This window comes from Brevibacterium sp. HMSC22B09 (assembly GCF_001806795.1).
GTDB classification, from domain to species: Bacteria; Actinomycetota; Actinomycetes; order Actinomycetales; family Brevibacteriaceae; genus Brevibacterium; species Brevibacterium ravenspurgense.
The window spans coordinates 73,099-83,826 of record NZ_KV786004.1 but is presented as its reverse complement, the minus strand read 5'-3'; the positions used below and the strand labels follow the sequence as shown (position 1 = coordinate 83,826).

General features: G+C 64.1%; 12 protein-coding genes. All 12 read right to left on the bottom strand.

Annotation, left to right across the window (positions count from 1 at the left end; all coding sequences use genetic code 11):
• Positions 1 to 27: 27 nt before the first annotated feature.
• The 12 genes from hisG to mihF all read right to left on the bottom strand — a co-directional run bounded on the left by hisG (position 28) and on the right by mihF (position 10,705).
• A complete protein-coding gene (gene hisG, locus HMPREF3087_RS02665) occupies positions 28 to 897 on the bottom strand; it encodes an ATP phosphoribosyltransferase (protein WP_070427956.1) in 870 nt (289 codons plus the stop codon).
• 11 nt (positions 898 to 908) lie between these two features.
• Complete coding sequence (locus HMPREF3087_RS02660; RefSeq protein WP_019175105.1) at positions 909 to 1,172, bottom strand: phosphoribosyl-ATP diphosphatase; 264 nt, start codon at positions 1,170 to 1,172, stop codon at positions 909 to 911.
• 88 nt (positions 1,173 to 1,260) lie between these two features.
• Complete coding sequence (gene pnuC / locus HMPREF3087_RS02655) at positions 1,261 to 1,932, bottom strand: nicotinamide riboside transporter PnuC (protein ID WP_062021172.1); 672 nt, start codon at positions 1,930 to 1,932, stop codon at positions 1,261 to 1,263.
• Positions 1,926 to 2,588, bottom strand: a complete 663-nt coding sequence (gene rpe / locus HMPREF3087_RS02650; protein WP_070423507.1) for a ribulose-phosphate 3-epimerase — start codon at positions 2,586 to 2,588, stop codon at positions 1,926 to 1,928. The genes pnuC and rpe overlap by 7 nt, the downstream gene beginning before the upstream one ends.
• Before the next feature lie 10 nt (positions 2,589 to 2,598).
• Positions 2,599 to 4,008: an RsmB/NOP family class I SAM-dependent RNA methyltransferase gene (locus HMPREF3087_RS02645; protein WP_070427955.1), complete on the bottom strand. Its 1,410-nt coding sequence runs from the start codon at positions 4,006 to 4,008 to the stop codon at positions 2,599 to 2,601.
• A complete protein-coding gene (locus HMPREF3087_RS02640; protein ID WP_070427954.1) occupies positions 4,005 to 4,919 on the bottom strand; it encodes a methionyl-tRNA formyltransferase in 915 nt (304 codons plus the stop codon). Before HMPREF3087_RS02640 ends, HMPREF3087_RS02645 begins: the two co-directional genes overlap by 4 nt.
• Before the next feature lie 27 nt (positions 4,920 to 4,946).
• The gene (locus HMPREF3087_RS02635) at positions 4,947 to 7,052 is read right to left on the bottom strand and encodes a primosomal protein N' family DNA-binding protein (RefSeq protein WP_083271995.1); all 2,106 of its coding nucleotides are present in this window, start codon (positions 7,050 to 7,052) and stop codon (positions 4,947 to 4,949) included.
• A 5-nt stretch (positions 7,053 to 7,057) separates the two neighbouring features.
• Positions 7,058 to 8,245 carry a methionine adenosyltransferase gene (metK, locus tag HMPREF3087_RS02630; RefSeq protein WP_061943020.1) on the bottom strand — a complete coding sequence of 396 codons (1,188 nt, stop codon included), beginning with the start codon at positions 8,243 to 8,245 and terminating at the stop codon, positions 7,058 to 7,060.
• A gap of 9 nt (positions 8,246 to 8,254) precedes the next feature.
• Positions 8,255 to 9,496, bottom strand: a complete 1,242-nt coding sequence (coaBC, locus tag HMPREF3087_RS02625) for a bifunctional phosphopantothenoylcysteine decarboxylase/phosphopantothenate--cysteine ligase CoaBC (RefSeq protein ID WP_070427953.1) — start codon at positions 9,494 to 9,496, stop codon at positions 8,255 to 8,257.
• Complete coding sequence (rpoZ, locus tag HMPREF3087_RS02620) at positions 9,493 to 9,813, bottom strand: DNA-directed RNA polymerase subunit omega (protein WP_082784754.1); 321 nt, start codon at positions 9,811 to 9,813, stop codon at positions 9,493 to 9,495. The genes coaBC and rpoZ overlap by 4 nt, the downstream gene beginning before the upstream one ends.
• Before the next feature lie 15 nt (positions 9,814 to 9,828).
• Positions 9,829 to 10,401: a guanylate kinase gene (gmk, locus tag HMPREF3087_RS02615; RefSeq protein ID WP_061943026.1), complete on the bottom strand. Its 573-nt coding sequence runs from the start codon at positions 10,399 to 10,401 to the stop codon at positions 9,829 to 9,831.
• Positions 10,394 to 10,705, bottom strand: coding sequence for an integration host factor, actinobacterial type (gene mihF / locus HMPREF3087_RS02610; protein WP_061943028.1), 312 nt, complete (start codon positions 10,703 to 10,705; stop codon positions 10,394 to 10,396). The genes gmk and mihF overlap by 8 nt, the downstream gene beginning before the upstream one ends.
• Positions 10,706 to 10,728: the final 23 nt, after the last annotated feature.

Here is a 10,728-nt window from a genome sequence, read left to right as displayed (position 1 = left end):
CGCCGGCGTCGGTGCTGGCGGCCGGTGTCAGATGCGGCAGGCGTCGATGCGGCTGACGAGGATTGCCCGCGCGCCGACGCTGTAGAGCTTGTCCATGAGTGTGTGCTGGTCGGCTGAGGGCACCATGGCCCGGACGGCAAACCAGCCGCGATCGTGCAGGGTTGACACGGTCGGGCTTTCAAAGCCCGGGGTGATGGCGATCGCCGCTTCGAGGTTCTCTTCGGCAACGTCGTAGTCAATGAGCACGTAGTCGCGGGCGACGATGACGCTTTCCAGGCGGCGCAGCAGGATGTCAGTTCTGAGTTCGATCTGCTCGGGGTCTTCGGCTTCGCGCGGCGGGCCGTCACGGCCGATGAGAACGCCCTCCGAGCGCAGGATCGGCTCGCCGATTGTCTCCAGTCCCGCAGCGCGCAGGGTGGTTCCGGTTTCGACGACGTCCGCGATAGCGTCGGCAACGCCCAGCTGGATGGACACTTCAACAGCCCCGTCCAGCGGCACGATTGATGCGCTCATCCCACGCTGCTGAAGATCCTGCTGGACGAGTTCCGGGTAGGAGGTCGCAATGCTCGTGCCGCTGAGCTCACTCGGGTCGGCAAAAGCGCCGGCGGGACCGGCGTAGTGGAATCGTGAAGCTCCGAAGCCCAGGGACATGATCTCTTCGGCTTCCGCACCGGATTCGAGCAGAAGGTCGCGACCGGTGATCCCGATGTCGAGGATTCCCCGCCCGATGTACACCGCGATGTCGCGCGGGCGCAGGTAGAAGAACTCGATTTCGTTGACGTTGTCGGTGTGGGCCAGCGTCTTCGCGTTGGGCCGCAGCGAGTAGCCTGCGGCGCGGAGCATCTCCGTGGCTTTTTCTGACAGTGATCCCTTGTTGGGAACGGCGACTCTGAGCACAGGGGCCTTTCTTACAGGTACCGGTAGATGTCTTCGGGGGTCAGTCCGCGTGCGAGCATCATGACCTGCAGGTGGTAGATCGCCTGGGAGATCTCTTCGGCCAGTTCGCTGTCCGACTGGTATTCGGCAGCCATCCAGACCTCAGCGGCCTCTTCGACAATCTTCTTTCCGATCTGATGCACTCCGGCGTCAAGTTCGGCGACGGTCGACGACCCTTCCGGGCGGGTCTCCGCTTTGGTCTTCAATTCGGCAAAAAGCTCGTCAAAGGTCTTCACGGTGCCAGATTAGTACACGGCTCAGCCGCGATGTATCGCGGCTCACGTTGTGGGAATCTCAACTGATCACGCACGAGGTGCCGGCTGCTCAGGCTGTTTCCTCACCGTGGATCGTGGCGGCGGCTGAGGACGGTGAGGAAATCGTCTGGCGCGATCTCTTGGCCCAGTCGCGCATACCCATGAGAACCATGATGAGGAAGATGAAGTAGACGATTCCGGAGAACAGCAGGCCGCCCATGACGGCCAGCGGGATGCCCACAAGGTCAACCGCCAGCCACACGAACCAGAATTCGACGATCGCCTTGCCCTGGGCGTACATCGCAACGAGTGAGCCGATGAAGATATACGCGTCCGGGTAGGGGTTCCACGACCAGTCCCCCAGTTTCAGCACAGTGCCGAATACGGCGGTGCCCACAATGAGAGCAGCCAGCAGAACGGCGCGCTCTTTCCAGGTGGCCCAGCGAACCTCGATCGAGCCGGTTTCGCTCTTCGATTTCTGCCACGTGCTCCACCCCCACACGGCGGCGGCGATGATGACCACCTGTCGGCTGGCGTTGCCGCCCAGGTGGGCGGACAGGGATGCGCTCAGCAGCAGGATGGAGCCCAGAATCTGCACGGGCCACGACCACACACTGCGTTTGAGTGCGAGTCCCACCGTCAGCAGGGCGAAGATGTTGCCGATGAGGTCTGACCACGGGACCGGTTTGCCCGCCAGCCAGAAAGCCGGGGTGTTGAGGATTCCGAAGAGGTCGGTCAGCAAGCGTGTTCTCCTGCGAGTTCACGCAGTCGCGCGATCTGCGCGGCAGGATTGTCAGCTCCGTAGACAGCGGAGCCTGCCACAAAGACGTCAGCGCCGGCCTCTGCTGCGCGACCGATCGTGTCCTCGGAGATCCCCCCGTCCACTTGGACGGTCAGCTCGAGATTGGCAGCCGAGATCGCTTCGCGGATCCTGCGGACCTTCGGCAGGCACACGTCGAGGAACTTCTGTCCGCCGAAGCCAGGTTCGACGGTCATGATGAGCACCTGGTCGAATTCGCCGAGCAGGTCAATGAGCGGTTCGACGGGGGTCGCCGGTTTGACCGCAACGGAGGCCTTTGCACCCAGGCGGCGCAGTTCACGCGCTGTGCGAACCGGAGCGGCCGAGGCCTCCAGGTGGAAGGTCACTGACTCGCAGCCCATTTCGGCATAGACCGGTGCGTGCCGGTCGGCTTCAGAGATCATGAGGTGCATGTCCAGCGGAATGGGTGAAACGGCTTTGATTCGCTCAACAACGGGCGGGCCGAACGTGAGGTTGGGCACGAAGTGGTTGTCCATGACGTCGACGTGGGCCATGTCGGCGTCGGCGATTTTTGCCAGTTCGCGGTCGAACTGCGCGAAGTCACAGGACAGGATGCTGGGGTTGATGGAAATCGACACGAGTGTCCTCTCAGGCTGGGCGGCGGATGAGGCAGATGAACATGCCGTCGGTTTCGTGAACGTGGGACCACAGCTGAGCAGCGGCACCGTCACCCACGGCGGACGAGGCGAAGCTTTCGGCTGGCTGTCCCGTTACCCGGGCCAGGTGGTCGGGTGTGTTGAGAATCTGTACCGCTGGGGTGTCTGCTGCGAAGGCGCGGACCACGTCGAGGGTTTCGTGTTTGTGCGGTGAACACGTGGAGTAGGCGATGATGCCGCCGGGCGCACACGCCTGCCATGCGGCCCGAAGAAGGCCGTCCTGCAGCGGGCGCAGTGTGCGCACGTCCTCGGGACTGCGCCGCCAGCGCGCTTCAGGCCTGCGCCGCAGCGCACCCAAACCTGAGCAGGGAACGTCCACGAGCACCCGGGTGAAGTCACCGGGATACGCTTCGGCGAATTCGCGTCCGTCACCTTTGAACACTTCGACGGTGTCGGCAAAAGCGCGCGTGCTGTCGACCACGAGGTCAGCTCGGTGACCTGACGCATCGAGGGCTGTCACGGGCTCACCCCGCTCGGCCGCCGTGGCGGCCAGAATTGCGGTTTTGCCGCCGGGGCCGGCGCACATGTCGAGCCATTCGCCCTCGGGAGCTTCAGCCTCCAGCAGGGTGAGTGCTGTCAGCTGGGAGCCTTCGTCCTGCACCCGCGCACGTCCCGTTCGCACCGCCTCGAGATTCCCCGGGTCACCGCGGTCGAGAATCACACCCAGGGGTGACAGCTCGGTGGGAGTTCCGGGAAGTTCGCTGCGGTCCAGTCCCGGCAGTGCCGTGAGCACGACGGGAGCAGGATCGTTGTGGGACTGCAGCAGCAAATCGATTTCCGCCGAACTGCGCCCGTGAGCTTCGAGGGCCTCCCGCAGGGCGCTGACGATCCAGGCCGGGTGCGAGTACCGCAGGGACTTCGCCTGGTCTTCGGGCAGACCGGCTGTCACGAGTGCCAGCCAGTCGTCATAGCTGCGCTCACCAATCCGGCGCAGGACGGCGTTGACGATCCCGGATGCACGCGGCAGCGACTGCTTGATGACTGCTACCGTTTCGCCGACTGCCGCGTGGTCGGGAATGCGCATGGCCAGCAGCTGGTGCGCTCCCATCCGCATGGCATTAAGCACCGGGATTTCCAGGGTGTCGACTTTGCGGGACGCCGCTTCGGCGATGATCGCGTCGTAGAGACCGCGGGCGCGCAGCGTTCCGTAGGTCAGTTCGGTTGCCAGTGCCGCATCATCAGCGCGCAGGCGCGTGCGCGCAATCTTGCGCGGCAGCAGAAGGTTGGCATAGGCGTCGTCTTCATCAACCGCGACGAGCACCTCCCACGCGAGGATGCGGGCGAGGTTCGCTTTCTGCGGGTTGTTCCGGCCCCGACTGCGACGAGCGTCAGGCCGACTCATGCGCCCTCACCCAGGTCAAAGCTGACGCCGGGGTTGCCGCGCAGGAAGTCCGCGGCGGCCATGCGCTGCTTGCCGAACGGCTGGATTGTCTCGATGAATACCGGATGGCTTCCCGTGCCGATCAGCATTCCGCCATGAGCACTGGCGGTGTGTCCCGGTTCAAGCGAGCCCTCGGCTGGTGCGAGCGGGCCAAGCTTAGTGCGCTTGCCGTCGATTGTGCTCCACGGTCCCGGGGCCGGCGAGGTGCCGCGCGAGCGGGCAATGAGCTGTTCGGCTGACTGCTGGAAGTCCAGGTGCGCATCAGCGGCGGTGATCTTGGGTGCGAGTGTCCCCTCGGTCGGCTGCCGAGTGAACTGTGCTGTGCCGTTTTCTACCGCGGTGAGAGCATCCGCGAGAACAGCTGCGCCCTTGTCGGCGTAGTCGGCAAGGGCCGTTCCGGCGTCGACGTGGTCAAGCGGCAGTTCGAGTGCGCTGACGATGTCGCCGGTGTCCATCCCCTCATCAAGTCGGAACACGGTCACACCAGACGTGGTGTGCCCGTCGATGAGGGCGCGCTGGACAGGAGCGGCACCTCGATAATCGGGAAGAAGCGAGAAGTGGAGGTTGTACCAGCCCAGGCGGGCGGCCGCGAGTGACCGCGGTCCGGCCAGCGCCCCGTAGGCGACGACCGCAACGGCATCGACCTTAAGCTCTTCGATCTGTGTCACGACATCACCGACCAGGCGGCTGGCCTCAATGACGGGAAGATCGAGTTCCTGCGCTGCCGTCTTCACTGGACTGGGCGTCAGAACGCGCTTACGTCCGACCGGCGCATCGGGTCGGGTGAGCACAGCTGCCACGCTGTGCTGCGAGGCGACGGCGCGCAAGGAGGGAACGGCGGGTTCCGGAGTGCCGGCAAACAGGATTCTCACGCAGTTCAGTCTAGTGGGCGGCTGCTGTCACAGGGCGTCGGGATCGTCCATGCGGACGCGAATCTGCACGTCGCCGCGCATTGACCGGCTGGCGGTTTCGGCCGCCAAGTGTTCTGAGAGCGTGCTGCCAGTCGAAGCGGGAATGCCGAGAACCGCCGTGACGACGGATTCATCGACCTCGTCGCCGGGGCGGGTGAAGCGCGACCGGGGCGGGCCGTCGCGCAGTTCGTACAGCCGCGCGTCGAAGTCTTCACAGCAGCCTTCCGCAACGTCTTCGACCGCTTGGCGTGCACCCGTGACCTCGGCTGTTCGCCAAGCCGGCGGGAACCCCGCTTCCGTACGATCCGCGAGTTCTCCCGCGGCGTAGACTTCCGGATCCCAGCGGGTCAGGGTGCGGACGACGTCCGGGTCATCATCCAAGATGAGAACACGGCCGCCGGCACGGGAGGGGCGGACCATGGCTGCCGCCCGCATGCGCCTGGCAATTGCCCTGTCAGTTGCTCTGAGCACGGGGCCAGGCCACAGAGTGTCGAGCAGAACCGCAGCCGCATAGCCGCCGTCCACATAGGGTTCAGCACCCGTTGAGGCAACGACGATGTCCGCTGGATCATCCAGCCTGGAGAAGATCTTGCTGCCGCCGGAGCGCACAACCGTGAAGCCGGGAAACGCGCGCCCCAGCTGTGCGTGAATTCCGTCGAGTCCCGCACTGCGGAAGCTGAAGCGCCTACTTCGGCAGCTGCGGCACGCCAGCTGCTCGATGTGCCATCCGCACCGCGCACACGCAAAGGGGCCTTCCGGCCCGGCGGCGCTCAACGGCGCTTCGCACGACGGGCAGAGCGCAGGATTGCTGCACCCCGAGCAGGTCAGAAACGTCGAATAGCCGGTGCGCGGAACCTGCACGAGAACCGGGCCGACAGCGGCCTCGCTTTTCGCCCGGCCCAGGGCCCCCCGGATCACGCTGAACACAGCCTCGGGCAGCTGTGTCAAATCGCTGATGCTGCGCTCTGTCTGCGGGCGGAACACGACGGGGGCTGACTCGCGCCGCTCCTGGCGGGAGGTGCGCAGCTCCCCCACCCAGCCGGCGCCGATCAGAAACTGCACGTCGACCGTGCGCGTGCGGTCAAGAAACAGAAGAGCCGCACCCGTTCGGCGAACACGTTCCTGCAGAACGAAGCGGGCGTGCGCATACGGTGCTCGGCCGAAGAGATAGGAGTCATTGCCATCATCGAACATCAGAATGAGTCCGAGGCTCTGCATCGGGGCAAAAGCTGCAGCCTGCGTCCCCAACACCAAGCGCGACCGTCCGGTCAGCACACGAACCCACGCGGCCCATCGTGCTTCCGGTCCCTGGTCAGCACTGAGCACGGAGGTGAACTCGCCAAGAGCGCCCAGCTGGCGTTTGACTGCCTCGAGTTCCCGATAGTCGGGCACCAGCCACAGCACGGTCCGCCCCTCGGCGATGACCCGCGCGGCTGCCTCAAGCCCGAAGCGCACCCAGTCGACACCACCGGAATCTCCCGGCAGAACCGTGTAGGCGCCCCTAGGTCCAGCTTCGGGCTCTGACCGTTCAGATGAGTCCGCGTTCTCAGCCCACGACTTCAGGGCCGCGAGGTAATCGGCTTCGGCGGCTGGGACAAGGTCGGCCGCTGGGGCCTCAAGCACAGCGCGGGCAGCCTCAGCTGCCCCGTCGGGATCACCGGGTGCAGACTTCAGAACGTTCTTTTCACCGCGAGCGTGGCGTGCGGGTACACCCAGCCTGGCAACATCCGCCGTCGTCCCGGCAAAGCGCGCAGCAACAGCCTGACAGAGGCCGTACAGTTCCTCACCCAGCACGGGAAGCGGCGAAACGACAGAGGCAAGGGGTGCGAGTTCACCATCGACATCGGTCGTGTCCGTGCGCTCGACGATAAAACCGGAAAGCTTCCGCCCTGAAAAGCGAACCCGGACGCGAGCTCCGATGACCGCATCATCAGCCTGCTCCTGCGTTACGGCGTAGTCGAACAGACGATCCAGGTGCGGAAGCGGGGACTCCAGCAGGACGCGCGCCACGGGACGGTCCTCAGCAGGCTGTGCACCGCCGCGGATCCTCAGGCGAGGCTCCTCAGCGTCTGCGAACAGCTGAGCGTCGTCCACGGTTCTCAGCTGAAATAGGACTTCAGCGCATCGGCGCGGTCAGTGTTCTCCCACGTGAAATCAGAGTCTTCGCGGCCGAAGTGGCCGTAGGTCGAAGTCTTACGGTAAATGGGACGGTTGAGGTCGAGCTCGGCGATGATCGCCGCGGGGCGAAGGTCAAAGACCTCGCGCACCGCTCCGGCCAGCTTCACCGGATCGACTTCGCTGGTGCCGAAGGTTTCGACGTAAAGGCCGACGGGGCTGGCAGCGCCAATCGCATAGGCCACCTGGACTTCTGCACGCTCAGCAAGACCCGCGGCGACGATGTTCTTGGCCACCCAGCGAGTTGCGTAGGCGCCCGAACGGTCAACCTTCGACGGGTCCTTGCCGGAGAAAGCGCCGCCGCCGTGACGGGCAAAACCGCCGTAGGTGTCGACGATGATCTTCCGGCCGGTCAAACCGGCATCGCCCATCGGTCCGCCCGTGATGAACGGACCCGCGGGGTTGATGAAGTAGTTGGTTCGCGAGGTGTCAAGCCCGGACTCTTCCAACACCGGGTCGACCACGTGGGCGCGGATGTCTTGGGCGAGCTCAGCGTGGGTCACGGTCTCGTCGTGCTGCGTGGAAAGCACAACAGCTTCGACCGTCACAGCCTTGTCCCCGTCATAGCCCACCGTCACTTGCGACTTACCGTCAGGGCGCAGGTACGGCAGGGTCCCTGACTTGCGAACTGCGGTGAGCCGTTCAGTCAGCCTGTGCGACCAGTAGATCGGCGTGGGCATGAGGGTCGCAGTCGAATTGTCCGCATACCCGAACATGAGGCCCTGATCGCCAGCACCCAGGGAGCTGTAAAGATCGGTCGTACCAGAGCGGGCCTCCAGCGAACGGGTCACGCCCTCGGAGATGTCGTTCGACTGAGCGCCGATCGACAGCGAAACGCCGCAGGTGTGGCCGTCGAAGCCCTTGGCCGAAGAGTCGTAGCCGATGTCGGTGATGACATCGCGCACCAGCTGGGCGATATCGGCATAGCCGGAGGTCGTCACCTCGCCGGCGACGTGCACAAGACCGGTCGTGACCATCGTTTCGACAGCAACGCGGGCGCGACGATCCTGTTCGAGGAGGGCGTCAAGCACGGCATCGCTGATCTGATCGCAGATCTTGTCCGGGTGGCCCTCGGTTACGGATTCAGAGGTGAATTGACGAAGTTCAGACACGCTTCAATCCTATTCGACCGCGTGTTTCGCGATCGTTTCCATGACAGAAACCGACACATCGGCTTTTTCTCCGGTGAATTCGCCGAGCCCCACGACGCCCGTACCCGTCAGGGCGAGCACTTCGACGTGCGTGGTGTCGTGGCCGAAGGTCTTGCCGTCGGACACGTCGTTGAATACGAGGATGTCGCAGCCCTTGCGCACGATCTTCTGCCTGGCCAGTTCCGCAGCGGGGGTCTCGGGACTTCCCGTTTCAGCGGCGAATCCGACGATCGTCTGGCCCTCACGGCGGTCGGCAACAAGACCGGCGAGGATGTCGGGGTTCTGCACAAGCTCGATTGTCAGTCCGGCGTCGCCGTCCTTCTTCATTTTGTGGCCGGCTGCCTGAGCTGGACGGTAGTCAGAAACAGCGGCAGCCATGATGACGATGTCAGCTTCTGCTGCCTGTTCAAGGCACACGCTTTCCAACTGGGCGGTGGTTTCGACTTCGCGAATGTCAATGCCCGACGGCAGGGTCTCAAGAATCGCAGAATCGACATTCGCCGCAGCCAGAACAACCTCGGCTCCAAAACGGTGAGCGGCCGCAGCAAGAGCCGCACCCTGTTTACCCGATGAGCGGTTGCCGAGGAAGCGAACCGGATCAAGCGGTTCGCGCGTGCCGCCGGCGCTGATGAACACCCGGCGGCCGGCAAGCAGTCCACTGTCAGAGCTGTGTGTACGAGGCGATGCCTCACGGTGAACCGACAGAGCGAAGTCCACGATGTCCTGCGGTTCGGGCAGACGTCCCGGCCCGGAATCAGCACCGGTCAGACGACCCGATGCGGGTTCGAGGACGTGCACACCACGTGCCCGCAGAACCGCGACGTTGTCGACGGTGGCCGGGTTGAACCACATCTCGGTGTGCATGGCGGGAGCAACCACGACAGGCGCCGTCGTGGTCAGCACCGTGGCAGTCAGAAGATCATCGGCCATGCCAGCGCGAATGCGCGCCAGGCTGTCCGCCGTTGCCGGGGCGATCAGCACGAGGTCGGCCTGCTGGCCGATGAGCACGTGTTCGACCTCTTCGACGCGGGTGAAGACGTCAGTCTGCACCGGCTGACCAGAAAGCGCTTCCCACGTGGGTGCGCCGACAAAGCGCAGAGCGCTTTCGGTGGGAACAACGCGGACGCTGTGTCCCGCTTCTTTCAGAAGTCTGACTACGTGAGCCGCTTTGTACGCGGCAATGCCCCCGGTGACGCCGAGAACGATGTTCACAGTGCGTCGGGGTCCAAGCTGAAGTCGAACTCTTCTGCGAGAGCTTCTTCCTGAGCGAGTTCTTCTGCAGTGGCCTCACGGCTGACGAGCTTGCCTTCGTTGATTTCGCGCAGGGCAATCGACAGCGGCTTTTCGCCGGCTTCCGGAGTCACGAGCGGACCGACGTTTTCCAGCAGTCCGTCCTGCAGCTGTGCGTAGTACGAGTTGATCTGGCGGGCGCGGCGTGCGGCCTCGATGACGAGTTCGTACTTCGACGGCGTAACATTGAGCAGATCGTCGATCGGCGGGTTGGTGATGCCTTCGGGGTTAGCAGTCAAGAAATTTCTCCACATTCACCTAGGGGTGTCTGATGACAGTCCCATCAAGTCTACTAGTTCGGCAGCCGCTGCTGAAACATCGGTGTTGACGATCACGTGGTCGAATTCGTCCTGCGCCGCCAGTTCAGTGCGCGCGGTCTCAAGGCGACGGGCAATCTGTTCGGGCGTTTCGGTGCCGCGGCCGGTGAGCCGGCGGACGAGTTCGTCCCAGCTGGGCGGTGCCATGAACACGAAACGCGCGTTCGGTGCGTGCTCACGCACTTGGCGCGCCCCGTCGAGGTCGATTTCCAAAAGCGGCGCCAGGCCATCGGCCAGAGCCTGCTCGACAGGGTCCGACGGCGTTCCGTAGCGGTGATGACCGTGCACGACGGCGTACTCGAGCATCTTGCCCGCTTCTATGAGCTCGTCGAATTCGGCGTCCGTCACAAATCGATAGTGCTCACCGTCGACTTCGCCGGGGCGAGGATCGCGTGTGGTTGCGGACACCGACAGCCACAGGCGGTCGGCGCTGTTCTTGGCGTGCTGGACGACGGTGCCCTTGCCGACCGCGGATGGGCCGGTGAGCACGGTCAGAACTGGTTCACTCAAATTTCTCCAATAGCGCGGCCCGCTGGTGCACGCCCAAGCCTCTGATACGACGTGACATGGCGATGCCGACTTCTTCCATAATGGCCTCTGCACGTCTGTCCCCTACCTTGGGGATTGCGCGCAGGAGGTCATACACCTTCATTTTCTGCAGCGCCTCGCTGTCACCCGCTTCCGCGAGCACCTGGGCGAGCGTCTTCTTGCCTGATTTCAGATCTGCTTTGACTTCCGCCCGTTCGACACGAGCGTCAAAGGCCTTGCGCAGGGCAGCTGATCGCTGCTCCTCAGTCAATGGCGTCAGTACCAATGTGTCCCCCTCCTCAAGATCCG